This window comes from Pseudomonas sp. lyk4-R2A-10 (assembly GCF_030209075.1).
Classification (GTDB): Bacteria; Pseudomonadota; Gammaproteobacteria; order Pseudomonadales; family Pseudomonadaceae; genus Aquipseudomonas; species Aquipseudomonas glycinae.
On record NZ_JARVSR010000013.1, the window covers coordinates 193,047 to 218,193 of the forward strand.

Below are 25,147 nucleotides of genomic sequence, written 5' to 3' on the forward strand. Positions count from 1 at the left end.
CCTTGCCGGGCTTTTGTTCTTCGACGAGCCAACAACCTGGTTCACCCCCCAATCGCTGGTGAACCGTCAATCAAGTCCTACGTTTACTCGGTGACCACACTTGGCGAACCCAGGTTGGCCAGGCGCACGCTGTTCTGTACCTGGGCAATTTCACCCGGCGAACCGATCGGTCCCAGGCGAACCCGGTGCAGGGTCTGCTGATTGCGCACGATCGAGCTGATGAACACCGGAGCGCTCACCATCCCGCTGAGCTTCGACCTCAGGAGTTCTGCAGCGTCCGGGTTGGCGAACGCGCCCACCTGCAGATACTGGCCAGACGCTGGTGCAGAAGCGTTTTTTTTTGCATCGAGCTGAACCGGCACGACGGCCGCGGCGTGCTGCTGCGGCGGCGGGGTCCATTGCTCGACGGTGCCGGCCGAGGCCGTGATCACCGGGGCGCTATTCTGCGCGACTTGCGGCTCGTTGAGCATCAATGGTGCCGGACGGCCCTTGGCGGCCCACCATTGCTGCGGGTCGATGCCTTCGACCTTGACCCGCGCGGTGCCGATTTCGGCATAACCGAGTTTCTTGGCGGCGGCGTAGGACAGGTCAATGATCCGGTCCGAGTAGAACGGTCCGCGGTCATTGACCCTCAGGATCACGCTCTTGTTGTTGTCCAGGTTGGTCACCCGAACGTAACTCGGCAGCGGTAATGTCTTGTGGGCGGCACTCATGCCGTACAGGTCGTAGACCTCGCCGTTGGCGGTGTTCTGACCGTGGAACTTGGTGCCGTACCAGGACGCGGTGCCAGAGGCCACGTACGTCTTGGATTCCTGCAACGGGAAATAGGTCTTGCCCAGCACGGTGTACGGGTTGGCCTTGTACGGGCCGGTGTGCAGGGTCGGCGTGGCGTCCGGGATGCGCGATACATCGACGTCCCACCACGGCGCGCCGTCCTTGTGGGCCCGGTTGATGTCCAGGCCCGGCTGCGAACGCACGGCGGTGGTCGGCTTCTGGCTCGGCGAACGGCTGGTCGAACAACTGGCGACCAGCACCGCCAACGCAGCGAAAGCCACCAGCTTCAGGGGTTTATTGATAGGCAATGCCCGCATTACTTGACGCCCCGTGCTTGTACCAGCTGTTCAGACAGTTGATGTACGGCCATGGCGTACATCACGCTGCGGTTATAACGCGTGATCGCGTAGAAATTCTTCAGGCCCATCCAGTATTCCGGGCCATTGTCGCCTTCGAGGCGGAATGCGGTGACCGGCATGTCATCGCGCAGCGCATCATGACTCGACCAGCCCAGCGCTCGCAACTCCCCGACGGTTTTCGTCGGCTCGATGCCGGTGGTCAGGCCTTCATCCACCTGCTCACCGCATACATCCGCGCGACTGACCACCGGCTCGCCGGCGACCCAGCCGTGACGTTTGAAATAGCTGGCAACGCTGCCGATCGCATCATCCGGGTTGTTCCAGATGTTGATGTGGCCATCACCGTCGAAATCCACCGCGTAGGCGCGGAAACTGCTCGGCATGAACTGTGGCAAACCCATTGCCCCGGCGTAGGAACCCTTGAGGGTCAGCGGGTCGACCTGCTCCTCGCGCGCCAGCAGCAGGAACTCACGCAGCTCCTTGCGGAAAAATTCGGCACGAGGAGGATAGTCGAAACCCAGCGTGGACAAGGCATCGATCACCCGGTAATTACCGGTATTACGTCCGAAAAAGGTCTCAACGCCGATGATCGACACGATCACCTGGGCCGGAACGCCGTATTCCTGCTCGGCGCGGGCCAGTGTGGCCTCGTGCTGACGCCAGAAATCCACACCGCGGGCGATGCGCGCGTCGGTGATGAACATCGGCCGGTATTCTTTCCACAGCTTGACCCGTTCGGCGGGTTTGGAAATGGCGTCGAGAATCGCCTGTTTGCGCTGGGCCTCGCGGAACACGGCCATCAGCTGTTCGCCGGCGAAACCGTAGTCGCGGGTCATTTCACCGACGAATTCGGCCACCTGGGGTGAACCTTCGTAATCGCCGGCCAACGCTTCCTGCACGCTGCCAAGGATGCCTACCAGGCCGAGCCACGGTGCGTATCGTGTCGCCCAGTCACGCATTACTTGCATTGAACTCTTCACCTTATTCAAACCTGTGCGATCCACTTGCGATGGGTATGGATCGACATCAAAACCCCAAACGCTGACAGCAGCGTCACCAGCGAAGTTCCGCCGTAGCTAATGAACGGCAACGGCACCCCCACCACCGGCAACAGGCCACTGACCATACCGATGTTGACGAAAACATAAACAAAAAACGTCATGGTCAGTGCGCCAGCCAACAGTTTGCCGAACAGCGTTTGCGCCTGGGCGGTAATCACCAGGCCACGACCGATCAGCAACAGATAGATCAACAGCAATGCGCAAATGCCCACCAGGCCGAACTCTTCGCCGAGTACGGCAATGATGAAGTCGGTGTGGCTTTCCGGCAGGAAGTCCAGGTGCGACTGAGTGCCCAGCAGCCAGCCCTTGCCGAACACGCCGCCGGAACCGATGGCGGCTTTCGACTGGATGATGTTCCAGCCGGTGCCCAACGGATCACTTTCCGGGTCGAGGAACGTCAGGATCCGCTGTTTCTGGTAGTCGTGCATGATGAAGAACCACATCGCAACCGACACCGGAATCGCCGCCGCCAGCACGCTGAGAATCCAGCGCCAGCGCAATCCACCCATGAACAGCACGAAGGCGCCGCCGGCCAGAATCAGCAGCGAAGTGCCGAGATCCGGCTGACGCACGATCAGGGCGAACGGCACACCGATCAGCAGCAGACTGATACCGACGTGCTTGAGTTGCGGCGGCAGCGTACGTTTGGACAGGTACCAGGCGATGGTCGCCGGCATCAGGATCTTCATGAATTCCGAGGGCTGGAAGCGAATCACCCCGGGGATGTTGATCCAGCGGGTCGCACCCATTGCGTTGTGGCCCATGATGTCCACCACCATCAGCAACACCACGCCGATCACGTAGCCAAGCGGCACCCAGCGCGCCATGAACCTTGGTTCGAACTGGGCGATGACGATCATCGACACCAGACCGATGCCAAACGATGTGGCCTGTTTGGCCAGCAAGTCCCAGCTCTTGCCGCTGGCCGAATACAGCACGAACAGGCTGCCGGCCGCGAGAATCAACAACAGCACCAGCAACGGGCCGTCGATATGCAGACGTTGCAACAGCGTCGCCCGGCGACGCATCACATCCTCGCTGGAGAGCATGCGATCGAAATTATTCATCACGGGCCGTAGCCTCCGCACTGATAGGGCTGGCGTATTCGGCCTTCAACCGTCCGTCCTGATCCAGCAGCCAGGCATCCATGACCTGCCGCACCACCGGTGCCGCGACGCCGGAACCGGACTCACCGTTCTCGACCATCACCGACACCACGATCTTCGGGTCATCCGCCGGCGCGAAACCGACAAACAGGGCGTGGTCGCGGTGGCGCTCCTGAACCTTGGAACGATCGTACTTCTCGCCCTGTTTGATCGCCACAACCTGCGCCGTACCTGACTTGCCGGCGATCCGGTATTGCGCGCCGATCGAAGCCTTGCGCGCGGTGCCGCGGGCACCGTGCATCACCTGCTGCATGCCGTGGTTGACCTTGTTCCAGTCGGACGGGTCGCGCAGGATGATGTCCGGCATCGGGTTTTCATCCTTCGGTTTCTCGCCTTCGATGGTCTTGGCCAGGTGCGGGCGGTTCCACACGCCCTTGTTGGCCACCAGCGCCGTGGCCTGGGCCAGTTGCAGCGGGGTCGATTGCATGTAGCCCTGGCCGATCCCGAGAATCAGGGTTTCGCCGGGGAACCACGCCTGACGCCGGGTCGCGCGTTTCCACTCGCGGGACGGCATCAGGCCGGGGGATTCTTCGAACATGTCCAGCGAGACCTTCTGGCCGATGCCGAACTTGTTCATGTAGGCCGACAACCGGTCGATGCCCAGTTTGTGCGCCAGGTCATAGAAGTAGGTGTCGTTGGACCGCATGATCGCCGTGTCGAGGTCGACGAAGCCGTCCCCGGTGCGGTTCCAGTTGCGGTACTTGTGATCGTAGTTGGGCAGCATGTAGTAACCGGGGTCGAACACCCGGCTCGACGCCGTCACCACGCCCGCATCGAGACCGGCAATCGCCACCGCCGGCTTGATCGTCGAACCCGGCGGGTACAGACCGCGCAGCACGCGGTTGAACAGCGGCCGGTCGATCGAATCGCGCAGCTCGGCGTAGGCCTTGAAGCTGATGCCGGTGACGAACAGGTTCGGGTCGAAGCTCGGCTGGCTGACCATCGCCAGCACTTCGCCGGTTTTCGGATCGAGCGCCACCACCGCGCCACGCCGACCGCCCAGCGCAGCCTCGGCAGCTTCCTGCAACTTGATGTCGAGGCTCAGGACAATGTCCTTGCCTGGCACCGGATCGGTACGCTTGAGCACGCGCAGGACGCGGCCACGGGCGTTGGTCTCGACCTCTTCGTAACCCACCTGACCGTGCAGCTCGGCTTCATAGAAGCGCTCGATGCCGGTCTTGCCGATGTGGTGGGTACCGCTGTAATTGACCGGATCGAGGGTCTTCAGCTCTTTCTCGTTGATCCGCCCCATGTAACCCACCGAGTGCGCGAAATGCGCGCCCTGCGGGTAATGACGCACCAGTTGCGCGACCACCTCGACGCCCGGCAGACGGAACTGGTTCACCGCGATCCGGGCGATCTGCTCTTCGGTCAGCTCGAACAGGATCGGCACCGGCTCGAACGGCCGGCGGCCCTGGCGCATGCGTTTCTCGAAGATCACCCGGTCTTCCGGCGTCAGCTCCAGCACCTCGACGATCACGTCGAGCACCTGCTGCCAGTCGCCGGAGCGCTCGCGGGTCATGCTCAGGCTGAAGCTCGGACGGTTGTCCGCCACCACCACGCCGTTGCGATCGAAAATCAGGCCACGGGTCGGCGGGATCGGCTGGACATGCACCCGATTGTTTTCCGACAGAGTCGAGTGATATTCGTACTGAATCACCTGCAGGTAATACAGCCGCGCAATCAGCACGCAGATCAGTGCCACCACCGCAATTGCGCCGAACACGACGCGACCACGCACCAGACGGGCGTCTTTTTCGTGGTCCTTGATGCGGATCGGCTGAGACATGAGGGCGGGTTACTTGTGGTAAGGGTGGCCGGACAGCACGGTCCAGGCACGATACAACTGCTCGCCGATGAGGATGCGCACCAGCGGGTGCGGCAGCGTCAGCGGCGACAACGACCAGCGCTGATCCGCGCGGGCACAGACTTCCGGCGCCAACCCTTCCGGGCCACCGACCATGAAGTTGACCGTGCGCGAGTCCAGGCGCCAGCGATCGAGTTCGACTGCCAGTTGCTCGGTGCTCCACGGCTTGCCATGAACTTCGAGGGTGACGATCCGCTCGTTCTGCCCGACCTTGGCCAGCATGGCTTCGCCTTCCTGACGGATGAAGCGGGCCACGTCGGCGTTCTTGCCACGGGTATTGAGCGGAATTTCCACCAGTTCCATCGCCAGCTCGGACGGAAGACGCTTGGCATATTCATGCCAGCCTTCTTCCACCCACTTGGGCATGCGTGAACCGACGGCGATCAGTCGCAGTCGCACAGCAATCCCTTACAGCTGGTCTTTGTTGAGCTTGGTGAAATGCTCGTGGGTGTTTTCCGGGCTGTGGTGCTTGGCATCCGCCGCACGGCTCTGCTCGGCACCGGCCCACAGGCGTTCCAGGTCGTAGAACTGACGTGCAGAGGCAGTCATCATGTGCACGATCACCAGGTCCAGATCCAGCAGCACCCAGTCGCTGTCGCCCTTGCCTTCTTCGCCCAACGGCTTGGCGCCGTTCTTTTTGACCTCTTCGCGAACCTTGTCCAGCATCGCGTTGATCTGGCGGTTGGAAGTACCGGTGGCGATGATCATGTAGTCGGTGATGCTCTGCTTGTCGCGCACATCAATGATCTGGATGTCCTGGGCCTTGACGTCTTCCAGGGCTGCAACGGCCACCTTGACCAGTTCGTCGCCCTTCAGCGGTTCGTTGGCGTTGACCGGCTCTGGCAGCGGGGCGCTCTTGAATGTGCCTTTGCGCTTTACTTTGGTTTGGTCTTTGTCAGTCATATAAAACTCGTTTTGCTCATATATTCGGCGGCTTGGCGACACGTGGATTCGTATCAGTGAAGCACGCCTTGTTCAGTTCGACGCACGGTACAGACCGTGCGCATCGATGTAGGCCAGGACCGCGTCGGGCACCAGGAAACGTACCGACTTACCGCTGGCCAGCAGTTGACGGATCTGGGTGGCGGAAACCGCGAGCGGTGTCTGCCAGACGAATGCAATCTGTCCGCTCGGCCCCTTCAGGGCCAGCGGGTCGCTCACCGAACGCGCTGCCAGCAGGTTGCGCAAGGCATCCGGCGGTTCGCTGTCGGCGTCCGGGCGCTGTAGCACCAGGATGTGGCAATGCTGGAGCAACTCTTCCCAGCGGTGCCAAGTGGGCAGGCCGCAAAACGCGTCCCAGCCCAGAAGCAGAAAAACCTGGGTCTCGGCGGCCATTTCGGCACGCAGCGACTCCAGGGTATCGATGGTCCAGGACGGTTTGTCCCGCTGCAATTCGCGGGCGTCCACCACCAGCGGCGGCACACCGGCCACCGCACATTCAACCATTGCCAGCCGATCCTGCGCCGACACTTGCGGCGTATCGCGGTGCGGCGGCCGGGCGCTGGGCATCATGCGCAGCTCATCGAGCCCAAGCGCTTCGGCAACTTCAAGCGCACCACGTAGATGGCCGACATGCACCGGATCGAACGTCCCGCCCAGTACGCCAATGCGCCGGGGACGAGGTTTCTTGCCGGTTTTCGGCGTTTTCAGGTCGAGGTCGGACAAGTCAGACCGTCGCCTGGCCGCGCAACTGACCATCACCGACCACGATGTACTTCTCGCAGGTCAGCCCTTCGAGGCCCACCGGGCCACGGGCGTGCAGCTTATCAGTAGAAATGCCGATCTCGGCACCCAATCCGTATTCGAATCCGTCGGCGAAGCAGGTCGGGGTGTTGATCATCACCGACGCCGAGTCGACCTGAGCCACGAACTGGCGGGTGTCGGCGAGGTTTTCGCTGACGATCGAGTCGGTGTGATGGGAGCCGAAATGGTTGATGTGCTCGATGGCCTGATCCAGGCCATCCACCACGCGGATCGACAGAATCGGCGCCAGGTACTCGGTGCTCCAGTCTTCTTCGGTCGCGGCTACGGCCTCGATGATCGCCCGGGTGCGTTCACACCCCCGCAGCTCGACGCCCTTTTCGCGGAACTGTTTGGCCATCGACGGCAGGAAATCCTTCGCCACACGTTGATCGACCAGCAAGGTCTCCATCGCACCGCAGATGCCATAGCGATAGGTCTTGGCATTGAAGGCAATGCGCTGGGCTTTCGGCAGGTCGGCGTGTTCGCTGACATAGACGTGGCAGATGCCGTCCAGGTGCTTGATCACCGGCACCCGGGCGTCACGACTGATGCGCTCGATCAGGCCACGCCCACCGCGCGGGACGATCACATCGACGTACTCGGGCATGGTGATCAGCGCGCCAACGGCGGCGCGGTCGGTGGTTTCCACCACTTGCACAACGGCAGCCGGCAGTTCGGCTGCGGCCAGACCGCGCTGGATGCAGGCAGCGATCGCACGGTTGGAATGAATCGCCTCGGAACCGCCGCGCAGGATGGTCGCGTTACCGGACTTCAGGCACAGGCTGGCGGCATCGATGGTCACGTTGGGACGGGATTCGTAGATGATCCCGATCACGCCCAGCGGCACGCGCATCTTGCCGACCTGAATGCCCGACGGACGGAAGCTCATATCACGGATAGCGCCGACCGGATCCGGCAGCGCTGCGACCTGACGCAGGCCGACGATCATGCCGTCGATGCGCGCCGGGGTCAGTTCCAGACGTTCCAGCAGGGCCGGCTCCAGGCCGTTGGCGCGACCGGTGGCCAGATCCTGTTCATTGGCTGCCGCAAGCTCGGCGCGGGCGGCGTCCAGGGCATTGGCGGCAGCCAGCAGGGCGCGGTTTTTCTGCGCGGTGCTGGCACGGCCGATGACGCGGGAGGCTTCGCGGGCGGCGCGACCCAATCGGGTCATGTAGTCAAGAACGGACTCAGTCATGGTCTGCTGGGGTCTTGGCAAAGAGGAAAGCGGCAGATTATAGCTGTCGCGTCCCGGGACTAACAGCGGTGACGGGCGGATGGTCGAAATGGACCACGATTTGCCGACGTTCAGCCGGGATTAAGCCTTGAATTGTTATCATCACGACCTCTTCCGCCTGGATAAACCCTGTTTGCCATGTCCAACCTGACCGTTCGCGCCACCTCCACGCGCCAGCCTGTCGGCCTTGCGGACGCTTTTTTTGACCGTGACGCCCAGACACTGGCCCGCGATCTGCTCGGCAAAGTCATTCGCCACCGCGTCGGCGATTTGTGGCTCAGCGCCCGAATCATCGAAACCGAGGCCTATTACTGCGAGGAAAAAGGCAGCCACGCGTCCCTCGGCTACACAGAAAAGCGTAAGGCTTTGTTTCTGGACGGCGGCCACATCTATATGTACTACGCCCGTGGCGGCGATTCGTTGAACTTCAGCGCCCAAGGCCCGGGCAATGCGGTGCTGATCAAATCGGCCTATCCGTGGGTCGACGAGATCAGCGGCCCGGCCAGCTTGGCGCAGATGCTGCTGAACAACCCCGATGCTCAGGGACGCCCGCGTCCGTCGCAGAAACTCTGTGCCGGGCAGACGCTGTTGTGCAAGGCGCTGGGACTGAAAGTGCCGGTGTGGGATGCCAAGCGCTTCGACCACGACATTCTGCTGGTGGAAGACACCGGCCCTGCGCCAACTCATGTGATTCAGACCACGCGCCTGGGCATTCCCCATGGCCGTGACGAACACCTGATGTATCGCTTCGTCGATGCCGCCTATGCCCAGTGGTGTACGCGGAACCCGCTGCGCCGGGGCCAGGTCGAAGGTCGCGATTATTTTCTGCTGTGAATGCACACCCATCGGCCCGCCGATCAGGGACATCAATGAAATGGAGTGGTTTGTATGGGCCCATGGCTCGATAGCGTGACCGGGTGGCTGGCCGCCAATCCGCAGTGGCTGGCCGCTGCTGTGTTTGTCGTGGCCTGCGTGGAATGCCTGGCGATTGCCGGGTTGATCGTGCCCGGCACAGTATTGCTGTTTGCCGTAGCAGTGCTGGCCGGCAGCGGTGCACTGTCGTTGAGCGAAACCCTGTTGTTGGGTTTCCTCGGCGGGATTCTCGGCGATGTGGTTTCGTATTTCCTCGGTCGCCACTTCCACCAGAATATCCGGCGCTTGCCGGGGTTGCGCCATCATCCGGAATGGATGGCCGGCGCGGAAACCTATTTCCAGCGCTATGGCATTGCCAGCCTGCTGGTCGGACGCTTCATCGGGCCGTTGCGGCCGATGTTGCCGATGGTCGCCGGGATGTGCGACATGCCCTTCCCGCGCTTTGCGGCCGTAAGTCTGTTGGCCGCCGCCGGCTGGAGCCTCGCGTACCTGCTGCCGGGCTGGGCCACCGGAGCGGCGATTCGCCTGCCACTGCCGGAAGGCTTCTGGCTGCAGGCCGGAATCGTTGCCGGCAGCATCGCGGTGATGGTCGGCCTGAGTGCCAACAGCAGCTTGCGTCGTCATCGCCGGGCGACGCTCTGGATCAGCAGCATGAGCCTGTTGATCCTGATCGGCCTGTTCATCGGCTACCCGTATCTGACCGCCCTCGATCAGGGCGTCATGACCCTGGTGCAGGAACACCGCCGCCCGGCGCTGGATGAAGTCGCGGTGGTTTTCACCCTGATCGGTGAATTCCGCAACATGCTGCTGTTCAGCGCCCTGCTGACTGCGTTGCTGTTGCTGTGCCGACAGTGGCGCCACGCGATCTTCGTGGGCGGCACCCTGCTCGTCACGGCCCTGGCCAACACCGGCACCAAAATGTTCTTCGCCCGGGTGCGCCCGGAAGTACTGACTGATCCGCTTACCAGCTACAGCATGCCCAGTGGTCACGCTTCGGGGTCGTTCGCGCTGTTCCTGGCGCTCGCCGTGCTGGCCGGACGCGGGCAGCCGCCGCGCCTGCGCCTGACCTGGTTGTTGCTTGGCTGTATACCGGCGCTGGCAATTGCCCTGTCACGGGTATACCTGGGAGCGCACTGGCCAACGGACGTCCTGGCCGGGGCCATGCTCGCTGCCTGTGTCTGCGCAGCGGGCCTGTGGCTCAGCCAACGCGATGCACCTCTTGGTGCCATGCCACAGAAAGTCTGGTGGCTGGTATTGCCGGCTCTGCTCGCTCTGTTTGGCTTCTTCGTATTGCGACACTTGCCACACACCTTGTTGCGATATGCCTACTAGGCCCGCGCTCAACGCCTACCGGCGCATGCCCGGGCGGTGAGCGCCGGCAAACATTTGGCAAAGCAAAAGCTCATGAACAAGTCCGTGCCTCATGCCACATTCCGGCAGCTGCACCACAAACGGACTTGTGAAAAGAGCAATGACTTTGATGAATCAACCGATCCACCCTCCCCGGGCTGACCGACCGTCAGCGCCAATCAAAATATCCGACCTGACCACCCGACTGGATCAAGCCATCCAGTACAGCCCCCCGCCCTCGGGCCAAAAGCCGGGGCTCGCAGACCTGGACGAGCTGTTCGGCCCGTTGCGTATCGGTGAATTCAGTGTCAGTCGCCAGACACTCCAGGCCTTGGGCGTCCGAATCGATGGGCAAACCCTATCGGCGGCCAATACCTACTTTGCCGACCCTGACCAGGCATTCATCGATTCGCTGGAATTCGACACCGTTCAAATGGAACAACGGATGAGAGCCGTACCCTCGCCCGAAAACCTGCAGATCCCGCCCCTGCTGTACGAAATCGTCACCCAACGCTCCCCCGATGCGGCACCGCTCATGCGCGAGATGCCCACCGGCGAGTTTGCTGACGCCATGAACAAGATCAACCATTTACTGAACGCCACCCAACGCCTCGACATTCGTCGAGACCCGCTGCCCGAGCACCTGCCGGACTGGGTCGACAAAGCCAAAAGCCGCGGAATGACCAGCATGGGTGTCGGCATGCAGGCGTATGGACTCTACAGCGCTTACATCGGTGCTATCGATGCCCTCAAGAAGGGCGACACAGGTGAAGCGCTGATCAATGTTGGTGGAGGCGTCGCGGAAATCACCTCTCTGGGCGTGGAGTACGCCCTGAGCAAGAGCGGGGAGCAAATGATCCGCCAGGGATCCATGGCCTTCGAACAATTCGGCAGGACTTCCATGGGCAAGTGGCTATGCCGCGGGGCCGGGCTGATCGCCAGCGTGCTGACGCTACCTTTCGATATCTATATCGCGATCAAGTCCTTCAACGATGCCGCCAAGGCTCAGGGCAAGGAAGCTCAGGATCTGTACGTGACGGGTGGACTGAGCGTGTTCAGCGGCGCATTGTCCCTGGCACTTGGCTGCGCGGCATTGACAGGGTTCCAGGCAGCGGGTCCGCTGGGCATTGCCGCCGCCGCGATAATGATTGTCGGGGCAAGAATCTATGGTGCCGTGCGAGCCGTCGACGACATCGACGATTACATCGAGCTGACGGTGAACGAGCGCTGGCGGGCCGGCTGGTTTGCGTTCACCGGACAGGATCAGGACAAGGCGCTCATGGATCGCTACCTGATCGCCAAGACCACCGCCGACTACGCCAAAGCCCTGAAAACCCGCAGCCTTCACTGGCTGGCCAATGAATTCAGGGAAACCGTCGACGTCATTGTCAACGGTCGATTCGAGGTGACACTGCAACCCACCCGTATCTATCGTTACCAATGGGACGAAGACAAGGGCGAAACACCCTACACCATCGAAAACCTGCCCCTCATCAAAGACACGGACGACTCGTATGACACGCGAGACGGTTTACCGGATTCGGATTCCGTCGTCTCCATAACGAAAAGTGACCCTGCCAAAGGGGTTTTCTGGAATCTGGGCGGTGGCCATGACACGGTGCAGGGTGCCAAGGACAAGCCAAACTTCTTCAGCTACACCACAGGCCGCAAATCCCTGAGCGGTGGCGACAGAAACGACTCCTTTGTGTTTCAGACAGCGTCAGAAGCACTCTCCTACGATCCGATCAGGGCCAGCGAGCTGTCGGGGGGCGACGGAATCGATCTGTTGTGGCTTCAAGGCACGCACAAACACCTCGACCATATTCCCGACCCACCCCGCCACCTCGGTTATGACATCGATCTGAAACGTGGAAGGCTGGCGTTGCGCCCCGCGAGCCCGGGACTTGAACCGGTACTGCATTCGACGCTCAAGTCCATCGAAAAGGTCGAAACACTTGCCGGCGCAACCAATCGGGTCACCGGCTCCGATCAGGCGGACATCATTGCGGCCAATGGCAACGATCACGTCGATGCCGGTGCCGGGGACGATCAGATATCCGTACGTGGTCTGAATGCCACAGTCGATGGCGGTCGCGGCAGTGATACCTATTATCTCGACCCGATGTGCCACAGGATCTCCATCACCGAGGACGGTCTGGAGCCGAGCAAGATCTATCTGGGCGTATCGCTTGAAGCCGTCCAGCGCTGGTTCGTCCGGCAGAACGCGCTGGTGATCGAGTCACTTCGAGACGATGATCTCCGGTCGCCCAGGCGCGAACTGATACTGGAGAACGCTTACCAGACCATCGATGGCAAACGCATCCTGCATCACGACAAATGGGCGTTCATTACCCAGGACGGTTTTCACTTGCAGCCGGATTGGCCCACCGAGATTCCGGAGTCCGGCGATCTGCCCGTCAGCGTCACAATCCTCACATCAGGCGTACCCAAGGCGTCTCCGGTGCAGATCAACGATCATCCGCACGTAGTTTCGGCTCAAGCACACTCCCAGTATTTCGTTTCCCGCCAGATCCGTCGCGCAGCCCTGATCACCCCGAAAGACGGCCTTCCTTCGCACAGCACCGTGTATATCGATTTCGACAGCGAGGAAATTGTCAGCGTCAGTGCCACTTATGTCGTGAGCATCACGGAGACGGAGGCGTTCACATTCCTCGATTACGACAATGTCCATTTCACCCTGACCTTCGCTCGGGGAGCCCGGCTCTCGCTGCATGGAAACGTGATCGGAAGCCGGGACCGGAAAAGCGACATGGGCGCCGGCAACATCGCCGCCGGGTGGGCAATGAATCATCCCTTGACCCTGGTGATGCGAGATGGCGTTTCCTATCGTCTGGACTATCCTCGGAACACCTATCTGGAGGATGCAAGGAACCCGGGCTACCGGGTCATTGAAAGTCGTGCCTCATTACGCGAGCGGGCAGGTCGATACCTGTTCGTCAGACCGTCTGTCAGCAAGCGCTCCTTGAAGAACACGCCGCAACGGGTTGATTTTCTGGCCACCGAACACAACGCGACCTACTGGCTGGAAGGAAGATCGGCAAGTTATGAACTTTTTCCTGCCAGCAATCTCTCCATACGCTTGTCCACCGCCGACGCCGAGGCCAGACTTTCCGGCTCCTCCACGTGGCTCATTCATACCCATCTTCTGCCTGAAAAAATCACTCTGCGCGACCTCAGCATCAAGAATGACCTGATCAGGATCGGCAGCGTTCACGTCCACCTGCCAGACAGCAATGATCCACTACTGCCACTGGAAACCGTCGAGGTGGCGATCTCATCGGGGAACCGTTACCGGATCAATGCCCTGTTCGAGGTGATCGGCCTCTGCACTGCCGATGCCCGGGCCTACTCGACAATTGATGCGCTGGTTCAGGACGCACAGGATCACCAGCGTCGCGACGAGCTTGAAAGCAGTGACTTGCAGATCCTGAACCTGCGCTTGCACGATGCTGCTCCCGGCAGGATTTTTTACAACGTAGCCACCGACATCTGGAGACTCGAAAGCGAGCCGTCCCGTGTGATATCGATCGAACACCTGTCCATCGTCAAGGAATGACACCATGCGGCCCAAAGCCCCCTCACTATCAACCCCTTCCAGGATCAACACATCCGTCGATACTTCGGCTTTACCTCCCCGACTGCGGCCACCGGATCAGCCCCCACAGTCACAACATTCACTGTCCGAGTCGGTGATATCAGGCAACCGGAACCCGGGTCATCAACAGCCATCCGCAGCGATACCCGGCCTTTCAAGAATCCAGGTCTCGGACTTGCCGGGCCTGCCCCGAGAATCGGCAGTCGTGTTGAGCGACTATCTGTTGAACCCCGGCCTGCTGCGTAACATGCAACCAGCCAATGAAGAAGGCTTGCGCCATATCGTCGGACGCAAGTTTGTCGATGTGAAAGACAACGGTACCGTATACGTGGAGTTCGACCCGCACCTGGGCACTTATCGGGCAATGGATCTGTACAAAAAGCTTGCGCCCGGACCTGCGCTCTACAGAAATGTCGGTGAAACGACATGGAGTCCGGCTCAAGCGGCAGATTCGGCGAGCCCGCTGAAACGCCCCATTCCCGAAGATGGACACAGGGCGGAAGCCACACTGGCCAAACAGCCGCGAATCACGTCGATGCCCGCACAATTGAACGCAGCCACGTCCGAATTGCTGGATACACATTTCGCACGGCTGCATCCGCAGATGACTCAAGGCGAACGGGTCATGGAATTGCGCTCGTACAACCTGTCTCCTCTCCAGCACGTCCGACTGCGCGACGACCTGATTGCCCATCCGTCAGCGCTTCCGGAATGGGTCGCACAGCACAAGAGCCGGTCACTGAACGCGGACGACCCTGCACGCTACGACGCATTGCATCAGGAAATAGAGCCCCTGCTCCTGCCACTGAGAAACGGCAGGCTGTTGCTCAGTCATCTGGGGGACTATGGCGATTTCAGCGAAAGCGTCAGTCGCGAATTCCTCGACGGATTCCTTGCAAGGCTGGGCTACCTGCGCAACGGCAGCGACGTCCTGTACCGCACAGACATCCCGGCCCTGTTCCGGGCCGATGAACGGACGCCCTTCGAGTTCTACAACGATGACCGGATGTTGCCGCGGCTCAAGCATCCTCGTGGAGCAACCACCGAGAAACCGATCAGCGCAACCGTCAGTCTGAAGCGGGTTGAGCGATATGCAGGCAGAGGCACGGGCTACCCCGATCCGGAGTATCTGCTCTACAACAACCAGAAAAACAAATACCCCGGACGCAAGCCCGGTGACCCCGACAATGAATCAGGGGAATCCGACAATGACTGGTCCGAGGCTTCGGATGTGGAACTCGACTCCGAACGCAATTACGAAACCGTCCGGCACGATCAGACGATCATATTTGCGTACGTCATCGACACGCGAAAAATGGAAGTCGTCCTGAGAGAAGAGAATCATCTGCTCAACAACGCCGCCAGGAACAAGGGTGCGTGGTTCCCGGAGGATGAACTTGAAGCGCTGATTTCAACGTCGAAACGGGGCATCGAATCGGAACGCCTCTGGCTGCTCGACTCCACCCTCACTCGCGCTGCGAAAGTCGATGACATCGCTTATGAGGCAGGTTATCGACAGCGCAATGAAATAGAAGCGCGGACCCATCAAGGCGTCGACAACCGATACGAATACGATGCCCTGATCGACAAGGTCGCCCAGGCCGGCAAGCCGGTACTGACACTGGGCAAGGACAAGGAGTGGTTCGCCAACGACATCATCTGGCCCGAATAGCGTTTTTGGCTCTAGGCAAACAGCTCGCCCTGCAACTCATCGAGCAGCGCCTGGATCGCATCCAGCCGCTGCTGCGGATCATCGAGTTGCAGCAGGTCGATCTTGTCTTCCTCGGCAAACGGCAGCAGATAAGCCAGCTGATTGGCCAATGACTGCTGCCCGGCAGCCTCGATACCCATGTTCAGCGCCTCGACCATCGGGTGCTCGGCCAGGGCCTTGAGCAACGCCACCAGATCGGCGTCTTCATCCTGCAACGGTTGTTCGGGCTCTTCGTCCAGCCACTCGACCTCGGCCACGATCAATTGGTCGCGTTGCACTTCAGTGCGCTGCACGATGAAGCGCCGCCCGCCCTGCACCCGGATGCCCAGCAGTCCGTTGTCCTGCTGCTGGAAATCGGTGATGCGCGCTTCGCAGCCGACCATGGCGAAACCTTCCGGCGCGACACCGACTTCGCTGCCTTCCAGGATGCACACCACGCCGAACCCGCCGCCCTGTTTCATGCAGCGGCCGATCATGTCCAGGTAGCGCGCCTCGAAGATCTGCAAATCCAGATTGCATCCGGGAAACAGCACCGTGTTCAGCGGAAAAAGCGGCAGACTCATAGACATTTCCTTACACCACCATCGACACCGCCAACGGCAGGAACACCGCCGTGGCCACGCCCATCAAACTCATCGCCAGCGCCGCAAAGGCGCCGCACTCATCGCTTTCCTGCAGCGCCACCGAGGTGCCGACCGCATGCGCCGTCATGCCCAGCGCCATGCCGCGCGCCTCCGGGCTGTGCACGCCGAGGCGGGTCAGCAGCGCCGGGCCGAAGATCGCGCCGATCACCCCGGTGATCAACACGAACACCGCCGCCAGTGCCGCGACGCCACCGATCTGCTCGGCCACCAGCATGGCGATCGGCGAGGTGACCGACTTGGGCGCCATGGTCATCAGGATCATGTGATCGGCCCCGAACCACCAGCCCAGCGCCACGCCCATGCCCGTGGCGACCACGCCGCCTATCACCAGCGTAGTAAAAATCGGCCAGAACAATTGGCGGATGCGTCGCAGGTTCAGGTACAGCGGCACGGCCAGCGCCACGGTTGCCGGCCCGAGCAAGATACTGAGGATCTCGGTGCTCTTGCGGTACTCGGCGTAGGTCAGGCCGCAGCCGACCAGCACGCCGATCACCAACAGCATCGAGACCAGCACCGGTTGCAGAAAGATCCAGCGGGTTTTCTCGAACGCCGCCAGCACCAGTTGATAAGCCCCCAGGGTGATCCCGATGCCAAACAGTGGGTGGTGAATCACCGAAGCCCAGGCACCTTGCCAGTCGAACAGCATCAGGATTCCTCCGAAGGCGGCGCGTGACGCTTGACCAGCCGTTGCATCAGCACGCCGGCGAAGGCCATCGACAGAATCAGCGAGACCACCAGCGCACCGACGATGGCCCAGAAATCCGCGGCAATCGCCGTGGCATACACCATCACACCCACCGCTGGCGGCACCAGCAGCAACGGCAGGTAACGCAACAGACTGCCGGCCGCAAGGTTCAACGGCTCGCCGACTTCACCGCGCACGATCAGGAATACCAGCAACAGCAAAAGGCCGATGATCGGCCCCGGCAGCACCGGCAACAGCAAATGATTGAGGGCCGTGCCGAGCAATTGAAACAGCACCAGCCACGTCAGGCCACGTAGCAACATCCGACATCTCCGTCTTACTTTCCAACCCGCAAGTCGTCGGCATTATAAGCACGCCTGCGCTATGGATCGGCATTCGCCAAAAGCATGGTCGGTTGACCTGAGCAAATCGCCATGATGATCTACAGTGGTTCGCAGGGCGGTCAAATCCCCCACCTGAAAAACTATAAAACCGATGAACCCAAGGAGAGTCTCAATGCCCTATGTTCCAGTTGCAGAGCTCAAAGATTATGTCGGCAAGGAACTCGGACGTTCCGAATGGCTCACCATCGATCAGGAGCGCATCAACCTGTTCGCCGAAGCCACCGGGGATTACCAGTTCATCCATGTCGACCCGGTCAAAGCCGCGCAAACGCCATTTGGCAGCACCATTGCACACGGTTTCCTGTCGTTGTCGCTGATCCCGAAACTGATGGAAGACATCCTGATCCTGCCGCAAGGCGTGAAGATGGTGGTCAACTACGGTCTGGACAGCGTGCGCTTCATCCAGCCGGTCAAGGTCAATTCCAAGGTCCGGCTCAAGGTCGACCTCGGTGAAGTGACCGAGAAGAAACCTGGCCAGTGGCTGCTCAAGGCCACCGCCACCCTGGAGATCGAGGGCTCGGACAAACCGGCCTACATCGCCGAACCGCTGTCGCTCTGCTTCGTTTAAGCGCCTGGATGCGAAACGGCTCACGCTGTTTCGCATCCGCTCCTCCCTGCCGGCTGTATAAGGTCACATAGCTGCGGCATACTCGGTCGCCTAATTGCCCGGATCCCGCTATGCGCTCATTCGCCCCTCTTGCTCCCCTTGCCTTGACCCTGTTGCTGGCCGCGTGTGGCGACGGCGAATCGCTGTTGCCGCCGGATGCGCGCCTGCCCGACGGCGGCCGCTATCGCGGTGAACTGGTCAATGGCTTGCTGCAAGGTCAGGGCCGGGTCGACTACCCCAATGGCAGCTGGTACGCCGGGGCGTTCGACAAGGGGCAATGGCATGGCCAGGGCGAATGGCATGGCAGCAATGGCGAGGTCTATCGCGGCAACTTCCAGCAAGGGCTGTTCGACGGCCAGGGCACATTGACCACCACGGCAGGCAGCTACACCGGCGGTTTCAAGCAGGGCCGGCGCGAAGGCGAAGGCACCCTCAAAGAAAACGCGATGACCTATCGCGGCGAGTTCAAGGCCGACCAGTATTCCGGTCTCGGTCGCCTCGAGCTGGATGACGGCAGCTCTTACCAGGGCCAGTTCGCCCACGGCAAACCCAACGGCGAAGGCCAGCGCGGCGATGCCAGCGGCAATCAGTTCACCGGCCACTTCGTCAATGGCCAGCTCGAAGGCAACGGCACCTTCAACAGTGCCGACGGCGACATCTACGTCGGCGGCTTCAAGAACAATCAACTGCACGGCAAAGGCCGCTACGAAAACGCCGACGGCGATGTGTGGCTCGGGCAGTTCAAGGAAGGCGCGCTGACCGGCAAGGGCGAACTGATCGGCGCCGACGGCAGCCACTACATCGGCTACTTCAACGACTGGCGCTTCAGCGGTCAGGGTCGCCTGAACCTGTCCGATGGCAGTTTCTACGTCGGCGGATTCGACAGCGACAGCTATTCCGGACGCGGCACCCTGGTGCTCACCGACGGCAGCGTGCTCAGCGGCACCTGGATCAACGGCCAGCGGGTACGCGATGCCGACGGCAAGTTGCTGCCGGACACCCTCGAACTCGGTCTGCTGGCCCAGGGTCGCCTGCTCGATGAAGCGCTGGCCAATGTACCGGCCTCGACCCCGGCAGTGGAGCTGTACACCCTGACCCTCGGCGGCGACGGCAAGCAGAGCGTGTTCCTGCGTGAATCCGACTACGTGGCCAACATGCTCACCAGCCGCTTTGGCGCGTTTGGCCAGATTCGCCTGGTCAACCATCGCGACCACCTCGGCGACCGGCCGATGGCCACTCGCGAGAACCTGCGCCGCGCAGCCCTGACCCTGGCCGAACGCAGTGGCCCGGAAGATCTGGTCTTCATTTACCTGACCAGCCACGGCACCGCCGAGCACGAACTGGTGCTCGACCAGCCGCGCATGGAGCTGGCCGACCTGCCCGCCGACGAACTCGCCGCCGTGCTCGCGCCGCTGAAGAACCGCGACAAGATCATCGTCATCTCCTCGTGCTATTCCGGTGGTTTCATTCCGGCGCTGAAGGACGATCGCACGCTGATCATGACCGCCTCGCGCGCCGATCGCGTGTCGTTCGGCTGCTCCGAGGAGGCTAACTTCACCTACTTCGGCGATGCCCTGTTTGCCCAGGCGCTGAACCAGACCGACGACCTGGAGCAAGCCTTCAAACTGGCCAAGGCCACCGTCGCCGAGCGCGAACTGGCGGACAATTTCGAAGCCTCTGAACCGCAGATCTGGGCGCCGAAAACCGTGCTGGCGCACTGGCAACTGCTGCGTAAACAGCAAGCGAGAAAAGCATTGCAAAGTGCTGCGTTGAACGACGGAGCGATAAAGAGCAACTAAGCTGAACAGTATCAAGGGAGAGACACTATGTACTTGACGCCTCAGCATGTCTTGCTTGCCGGAGCCACCGGATTGACCGGTGAACATCTGCTCGACCGTCTGCTCAACGAGCCGACGATCAGCCGCGTCCTTGCCCCCTCACGCCGGCCGCTGGCCGAACATCCGCATCTGGAAAACCCGGTCGGCGATCCACAGACGTTCCTTCCACAACTGGCCGGCCGGGTCGACATCGCGTATTGCTGCCTCGGCACCACCATCAAACAGGCTGGCTCTGAAGAGGCGTTTCGCGCCGTGGATCTGGACATGGTGGTGGCGTTCGCCAAGCGCGCCCGGGAAATGGGCGCAAGGCACCTGATCGTGATCAGCGCCCTGGGGGCCGATCGTCGGTCCTCGATTTTCTACAACCGGGTCAAAGGCGAGATGGAATACGCGTTGCGCGCGCAGGACTGGCCGCAACTGACCATCTGCCGGCCATCGCTGTTGCTTGGCGAACGCAGCGAGCCCCGTCTGGGCGAACAGCTTGCCGCGCCATTCTCCAAATTGATTCCCGGCAAATACCGCGGTATCGAAGCCTGCCAACTGGCCCGCGCCATGTGGCGGTTGGCGCTTGAGGAACAGGACGGAGTGCGGATCGTCGAGTCAGATGAATTGAGAAAGCTCGGCAAGTAAAAACAAAAAATCGCAGCCATCGGCTGCGATCTTTTTAGAGCCCGCCTGTCGCCTGAAAGCCTACGCCGATCACTGTCAGCAACGACAACGGCAACAGCAGCGTATCGAGCAACGCGCTGGCCGGCAGATCCACACCGGGATAGCTCGGTGCCTCGGCGCCAAACCGGTCCATCGCACAACACCCGCCATTCATCGCATACAGATCCAGCCGTGTGCCGGAATACACCACCGGCGCGCCGGGCTTGGCGGCATCCAGCGTGCGCGCGGTGGCGCAGCCGGTCAGTTGCAGGGCCAGCGCCATCAGCAACACAGCAGCCAGCAGCTTATTCATCGCTGCTCAGATGGTGTTCGCCCCAGCGCGGCAGCATGTCCTGGGGAATGCCCAGCAGATTGAGAATCCGCGCCACCACGAAATCGATCAGGTCATCAATCGTCTGTGGTTGGTGATAGAAACCCGGTGAGGCCGGCAGGATGGTCACGCCCATGTTCGACAACTTGAGCATGTGTTCCAGATGAATGCTCGAATACGGCGCTTCGCGCGGCACCAGAATCAACTGGCGACGTTCCTTCAACGTCACGTCCGCCGCCCGTTCGATCAGGTTGTTGCAGGCGCCGGTGGCAATGGCCGACAAGGTGCCGGTCGAGCATGGCACCACCACCATGGCGGCCGGGGCGCCGGAACCCGAGGCCACCGGTGACATCCAGTCTTCCTTGCCGTACACGCGGATCTGCCCGGCAGCCGCGCCGGTGTATTCGGTGAGGAACGCCTGCATCATTTGCGGCTTGGCCGGCAACGCCACGTCGGTCTCGGTGGCCATCACCAATTGCGCAGCCTTGGAGATCAGGAAGTGCACCTCGCGATCCTCGCGCACCAGGCAATCCAGCAGGCGCAAGCCGTACTGGGCGCCGGACGCGCCGGTCATCGCCAGTGTGATGCGTTCTGGGCCGTTGTTGTTCATTTCAACGCCTCGGCGAGTTTGCCGTGCAGGCCGCCGAAGCCGCCGTTGCTCATGATCACCACGTGAGTGCCGGGCTGAGCCTGGCTCTTCACGCGCTCAATGATGCCTTCCAGCGAATCACTGACGATCGACGGCACGGTGCACAACGCGGCGGTGCCTGCCAGATCCCAACCGAGGTTGGCCGGGGCGTACCAGATCACTTGATCGGCATCGACCACGCTGTCCGGCAGACCGTCACGGTGGGCGCCGAGCTTCATCGAGTTGGAGCGCGGCTCGATGATCGCGATCAGCGGCGCATCGCCGATACGTTTGCGCAGGCCATCAAGAGTGGTGGCAATCGCGGTCGGGTGGTGGGCGAAGTCATCGTAGATGGTGATTCCCCGAACTTCCGCGACTTTCTCCATCCGGCGTTTCACGCTCTTGAACGCGCTCAACCCGGCGATGCCCATCGACGGTACAACGCCGACATGACGCGCCGCGGCCAGAGTGGCCAAGGCGTTGGCAACGTTGTGCTGACCGGTCAACTCCCACTCGACCACGCCTTGGGACACGCCTTCGAACATCACTTCAAACGCCGAGCCGTCGTCCTTCAGCAACTTGACCTGCCACTGACCGCCGGCACCGGTGGTTTGCACCGGGGTCCAGCAGCCCATCTCGATCACACGCTGCAAGGCCGGTTCGGTGGTCGGGTGAATCACCAGGCCTTCGCTCGGGATGGTGCGCACCAAGTGGTGGAACTGCCGCTCGATGGCTGGCAGATCGGGGAAGATGTCAGCGTGATCGAACTCAAGGTTGTTGAGGATCGCCGTGCGCGGACGGTAGTGGACAAACTTCGATCGCTTGTCGAAGAACGCGCTGTCGTATTCGTCAGCCTCGATCACGAAGAACGGCGTACTACCCAGACGTGCCGACACCGAGAAGTTCTGCGGCACGCCGCCGATCAGGAAGCCCGGGCTCATGCCGGCGTGTTCCAGTACCCAGGCGAGCATGCTGCTGGTGGTGGTCTTGCCGTGCGTACCGGCAACCGCCAGCACCCAGCGACCTTGCAGCACATGGTCGGCCAGCCATTGCGGGCCGGAAACGTACGGCAGGCCTTTGTTCAGCACATATTCCACTGCCGGATTGCCGCGGGACATGGCGTTGCCGATCACCACCAGATCCGGTGCCGGATCAAGCTGCGCCGGGTCGTAGCCCTGGGTCAACTGAATGCCCTGAGCTTCGAGCTGGGTGCTCATCGGCGGATAGACGTTGGCATCGGAGCCCGTCACGTGATGGCCCAGCTCTTTGGCCAGAACCGCCATCGAGCCCATGAAAGTCCCGCAGATACCCAGAATATGAATGTGCATAGTCGACCTCGTAAAACATGGCCGCAGGGTAGCCCAGGCAGGGGAAAACCGCATCCTCGTTTTCGGTGGCTCAAGCGGTTCGGGCAATCCCGTGCTTGCGCAGCTTTCTATATAGCGTATTGCGGCTGACGCCCAGTTGCTGCGCCGTGAGGGTCATGTGCCAGCGCGAGTGTTCCAGCGCATTGAGCAACGCCAGTCGCTCGGCATCTTCCAGCGGTTGTGCGGATGACGCTTCATCGGCTTTTACCAACAGTGGCTGAACCTGCCGAAACATCGCGGGCAGATCATCCAGCCCGATCCGCCCTTCATCGCACAACGCCGCCAGCGTGCGCAGCACATTGCGCAACTGCCGCACATTGCCCGGCCAGTTGAACCGCAGCAACGCCTGGCGCGCCGGTTCTTCGATCAGAATCGTTTCCCCGCCCGCCTCTTCGGCCAGCAGAAAATCGAGCAGCTGCGATTTGTCACTGCGCTCGCGCAATGGTGGCAGCGCCACTTCCAGCCCGTTGAGCCGGTAGTAAAGGTCTTCACGGAAACTGCCATCGCCGACCCGTTCCAGCAGATTGCGGTGGGTGGCGCTGATGATCCGCACGTTGACCGCTTCCGGCTCGCCGCCAATCGGCACCACTTGCCGGTCTTCCAGCACCCGCAGCAGACGGGTTTGCAGAGCCAGCGGCATGTCGCCGATTTCATCGAGGAACAGCGTGCCGCCATCGGCCTGCTGCAACTTGCCGCGCATACCGTCCTTGCGCGCGCCGGTGAAGCTGCCGCCGCGATAGCCGAACAGTTCGCTCTCGATCAGGCTTTCGGGAATCGCCGCGCAGTTGAGGGCAACGAAGGCTTTGCCGGCGCGCTGACTGGCGTTGTGCACAGCCTTGGCGAATGCTTCTTTGCCGGAGCCTGTTTCACCGTTGATCAGCAGCGGCACGTCGCGCTCGAATACCCGCAGCGACTTGCGGAAATCCGCCTGCAACGTCGCATCACCGAGGCAAATGCCTGCAAGACGCGGCGCTTCCACAGGCGCGTGAGCCGGCGCGACCGGCAGCGGCCGGCGAGTTTCGCCACGCAGCACCGCAAACAGATGCCGTCCGTCACGAGTACGCAACGGCCAACTGGCACTGGCATTGGCACTGGCGCGCCCGAGCAACTCATCCAGCGAACAATCGAAAAACGCCTCCACCGGTTTGCCCAGCAAACCACCGCGAATATGGCCGAGCAGGTTCAAGGCACTCTGATTGACCGCACTGATCCGCCCTTCCCCGTCAAACGCCAGCAACCCTTCGCTGAACAGCCCGACGGACTCGGCCTGGAGATGGAAACGCAGCAACCATTGGTTATCGAAACAGCGCAGGAAATAGCAGCTCTCGATCATCTTCGCCGACAAATTGACCAGCGCCATGGTGTGGAACTGGCTCTGCCGCGAGACGTCAGGCCGGGCCGAGGAAACATCAAGCACCGCCAGCAGTTCGCCGTGCGGGTCGAACACCGGGCTCGCCGAGCAGGTCAGGCCGGTATGGCGGCCGCGAAAGTGTTCATCCTGATGAATCGTCAGGGCCTGACGTTCAACGAGGCAAGTGCCGATCCCGTTGGTGCCCTCGCAGGCCTCGCTCCAGTCGGAGCCCAGCCACAGGCCGGCGCGTTCGAAAATCTTGCGTTCGGCGGGGGCGGTGACGCAGTTGAGGATCACCCCGCGTGCGTCGGTCAGCAGTACCGCATGGCCGGCGCCGGAGAGTTGTTGATGCAGGCTGCTCATTTCATTGCCGGCGATCTGCAACACCTGTTGCAGCCGTTCGCGGCTTTCGAGGACACGACCGTGTTCTAGCACGGTCGGCGCCATGGTCAGGGCCGGGTCGAGGTGATAGTCCTCAAGACAACGCAGCCACGAGCGGGCAATCGACGGGTCGGCACCGGGGCCATGCAGGTGCGGCTTGCCCTGGGTGACGGTGAGAACCTGTTGGGCATGGCGACTCAAATGGTTGTCGTGCATTTCTTATTATTCTCCCCGAGGCTCATCGGCCCATGCGTGAAGTGGTGCCCAGCATCCTCCAGCCAACCGGTCTTTGCAATGCTGGCAAGACCGCCCGGTCACGGGTTGTGCCAGAAGCGGTACAAACTGTCACCCAGGCTGTACCAATACCGCCACAGACGCTTGCCACTTGTCCGACACAAATCTCGCAAAGCCTTGATTTGCCTGACCTGCACGGCAGTGGCCCGACCTTTGCTCTACGCTTATAGCAAGCGCTCATGCGCGTCTCTCTGATAAGTACAACAGCCAAGGAG

At 61.4% G+C, this 25,147-nt stretch carries 22 protein-coding genes; 7 read left to right on the forward strand and 15 right to left on the reverse strand.

Annotated features, from left to right (window positions below; translation table 11 throughout):
• Positions 1 to 83 precede the first annotated feature (83 nt).
• From QRN46_RS24525 to QRN46_RS24560, 8 genes are all read right to left on the reverse strand, one after another.
• Positions 84 to 1,091, reverse strand: a complete 1,008-nt coding sequence (locus tag QRN46_RS24525; RefSeq protein WP_011336096.1) for a septal ring lytic transglycosylase RlpA family protein — start codon at positions 1,089 to 1,091, stop codon at positions 84 to 86.
• Entirely contained in the window at positions 1,091 to 2,101 is a 1,011-nt protein-coding gene (mltB, locus tag QRN46_RS24530; protein WP_285357790.1) for a lytic murein transglycosylase B, read from the reverse strand. Before mltB ends, QRN46_RS24525 begins: the two co-directional genes overlap by 1 nt.
• 17 nt (positions 2,102 to 2,118) lie before the next feature.
• The gene (gene rodA, locus QRN46_RS24535) at positions 2,119 to 3,222 is read right to left on the reverse strand and encodes a rod shape-determining protein RodA (protein ID WP_050761190.1); all 1,104 of its coding nucleotides are present in this window, start codon (positions 3,220 to 3,222) and stop codon (positions 2,119 to 2,121) included.
• 31 nt (positions 3,223 to 3,253) lie between these two features.
• Complete coding sequence (gene mrdA / locus QRN46_RS24540; protein WP_011336099.1) at positions 3,254 to 5,149, reverse strand: penicillin-binding protein 2; 1,896 nt, start codon at positions 5,147 to 5,149, stop codon at positions 3,254 to 3,256.
• 9 nt (positions 5,150 to 5,158) lie between these two features.
• The gene (rlmH, locus tag QRN46_RS24545; RefSeq protein ID WP_011336100.1) at positions 5,159 to 5,626 is read right to left on the reverse strand and encodes a 23S rRNA (pseudouridine(1915)-N(3))-methyltransferase RlmH; all 468 of its coding nucleotides are present in this window, start codon (positions 5,624 to 5,626) and stop codon (positions 5,159 to 5,161) included.
• Positions 5,627 to 5,635: 9 nt separating this feature from the next.
• Complete coding sequence (gene rsfS / locus QRN46_RS24550) at positions 5,636 to 6,130, reverse strand: ribosome silencing factor (protein ID WP_011336101.1); 495 nt, start codon at positions 6,128 to 6,130, stop codon at positions 5,636 to 5,638.
• Positions 6,131 to 6,202: 72 nt separating this feature from the next.
• Positions 6,203 to 6,925, reverse strand: a complete 723-nt coding sequence (gene nadD / locus QRN46_RS24555; protein ID WP_041475436.1) for a nicotinate-nucleotide adenylyltransferase — start codon at positions 6,923 to 6,925, stop codon at positions 6,203 to 6,205.
• Complete coding sequence (locus QRN46_RS24560; protein WP_011336103.1) at positions 6,894 to 8,165, reverse strand: glutamate-5-semialdehyde dehydrogenase; 1,272 nt, start codon at positions 8,163 to 8,165, stop codon at positions 6,894 to 6,896. Before QRN46_RS24560 ends, nadD begins: the two co-directional genes overlap by 32 nt.
• A gap of 177 nt (positions 8,166 to 8,342) precedes the next feature.
• On the opposite strand from QRN46_RS24560, the gene QRN46_RS24565 reads away from it, so the two are divergent.
• The 4 genes from QRN46_RS24565 to QRN46_RS24580 all read left to right on the forward strand — a co-directional run bounded on the left by QRN46_RS24565 (position 8,343) and on the right by QRN46_RS24580 (position 15,715).
• Positions 8,343 to 9,038: a DNA-3-methyladenine glycosylase gene (locus QRN46_RS24565; protein ID WP_201818744.1), complete on the forward strand. Its 696-nt coding sequence runs from the start codon at positions 8,343 to 8,345 to the stop codon at positions 9,036 to 9,038.
• A 54-nt stretch (positions 9,039 to 9,092) separates the two neighbouring features.
• Complete coding sequence (locus QRN46_RS24570; RefSeq protein WP_285357826.1) at positions 9,093 to 10,409, forward strand: bifunctional DedA family/phosphatase PAP2 family protein; 1,317 nt, start codon at positions 9,093 to 9,095, stop codon at positions 10,407 to 10,409.
• Positions 10,410 to 10,557: 148 nt separating this feature from the next.
• Complete coding sequence (locus QRN46_RS24575; RefSeq protein WP_285357828.1) at positions 10,558 to 14,004, forward strand: calcium-binding protein; 3,447 nt, start codon at positions 10,558 to 10,560, stop codon at positions 14,002 to 14,004.
• 244 nt (positions 14,005 to 14,248) lie between these two features.
• Complete coding sequence (locus QRN46_RS24580; RefSeq protein ID WP_238383043.1) at positions 14,249 to 15,715, forward strand: hypothetical protein; 1,467 nt, start codon at positions 14,249 to 14,251, stop codon at positions 15,713 to 15,715.
• A gap of 11 nt (positions 15,716 to 15,726) precedes the next feature.
• On the opposite strand, the gene QRN46_RS24585 is transcribed toward QRN46_RS24580, so the two are convergent.
• Genes QRN46_RS24585 through QRN46_RS24595 form a run of 3 tightly spaced genes read right to left on the reverse strand, consistent with a single transcriptional unit; the run spans position 15,727 to position 17,406 of the window.
• On the reverse strand, positions 15,727 to 16,317 hold the full coding sequence (locus QRN46_RS24585; protein WP_007958639.1) for an LON peptidase substrate-binding domain-containing protein: 591 nt from the start codon (positions 16,315 to 16,317) through the stop codon (positions 15,727 to 15,729).
• Positions 16,318 to 16,327: 10 nt separating this feature from the next.
• The gene (locus QRN46_RS24590) at positions 16,328 to 17,044 is read right to left on the reverse strand and encodes an LrgB family protein (RefSeq protein ID WP_007958637.1); all 717 of its coding nucleotides are present in this window, start codon (positions 17,042 to 17,044) and stop codon (positions 16,328 to 16,330) included.
• Positions 17,044 to 17,406 carry a CidA/LrgA family protein gene (locus QRN46_RS24595; protein WP_085654991.1) on the reverse strand — a complete coding sequence of 121 codons (363 nt, stop codon included), beginning with the start codon at positions 17,404 to 17,406 and terminating at the stop codon, positions 17,044 to 17,046. Before QRN46_RS24595 ends, QRN46_RS24590 begins: the two co-directional genes overlap by 1 nt.
• A 193-nt stretch (positions 17,407 to 17,599) precedes the next feature.
• Between QRN46_RS24595 and QRN46_RS24600 the strand changes: the two genes are divergently transcribed.
• From QRN46_RS24600 to QRN46_RS24610, 3 genes are all read left to right on the forward strand, one after another.
• The gene (locus tag QRN46_RS24600; protein WP_007909575.1) at positions 17,600 to 18,055 is read left to right on the forward strand and encodes a MaoC family dehydratase; all 456 of its coding nucleotides are present in this window, start codon (positions 17,600 to 17,602) and stop codon (positions 18,053 to 18,055) included.
• A gap of 110 nt (positions 18,056 to 18,165) precedes the next feature.
• Positions 18,166 to 19,893: a C13 family peptidase gene (locus QRN46_RS24605; protein WP_221615914.1), complete on the forward strand. Its 1,728-nt coding sequence runs from the start codon at positions 18,166 to 18,168 to the stop codon at positions 19,891 to 19,893.
• Between the two features lie 27 nt (positions 19,894 to 19,920).
• Positions 19,921 to 20,562, forward strand: a complete 642-nt coding sequence (locus QRN46_RS24610) for an oxidoreductase (RefSeq protein WP_011336110.1) — start codon at positions 19,921 to 19,923, stop codon at positions 20,560 to 20,562.
• Positions 20,563 to 20,596: 34 nt separating this feature from the next.
• Here the strand turns inward: QRN46_RS24610 and QRN46_RS24615 are convergent, their stop codons facing one another.
• The 4 genes from QRN46_RS24615 to QRN46_RS24630 form a co-directional block, all read right to left on the reverse strand.
• Complete coding sequence (locus QRN46_RS24615) at positions 20,597 to 20,893, reverse strand: YceK/YidQ family lipoprotein (RefSeq protein WP_011336111.1); 297 nt, start codon at positions 20,891 to 20,893, stop codon at positions 20,597 to 20,599.
• Positions 20,886 to 21,521, reverse strand: a complete 636-nt coding sequence (ubiX, locus tag QRN46_RS24620) for a flavin prenyltransferase UbiX (protein ID WP_285357837.1) — start codon at positions 21,519 to 21,521, stop codon at positions 20,886 to 20,888. Before ubiX ends, QRN46_RS24615 begins: the two co-directional genes overlap by 8 nt.
• Positions 21,518 to 22,867 carry a UDP-N-acetylmuramate:L-alanyl-gamma-D-glutamyl-meso-diaminopimelate ligase gene (gene mpl / locus QRN46_RS24625; RefSeq protein WP_285357839.1) on the reverse strand — a complete coding sequence of 450 codons (1,350 nt, stop codon included), beginning with the start codon at positions 22,865 to 22,867 and terminating at the stop codon, positions 21,518 to 21,520. Before mpl ends, ubiX begins: the two co-directional genes overlap by 4 nt.
• Positions 22,868 to 22,937: 70 nt before the next feature.
• The gene (locus QRN46_RS24630) at positions 22,938 to 24,854 is read right to left on the reverse strand and encodes a sigma-54-dependent Fis family transcriptional regulator (RefSeq protein WP_011336113.1); all 1,917 of its coding nucleotides are present in this window, start codon (positions 24,852 to 24,854) and stop codon (positions 22,938 to 22,940) included.
• Between the last annotated feature and the right edge of the window lie 293 nt (positions 24,855 to 25,147).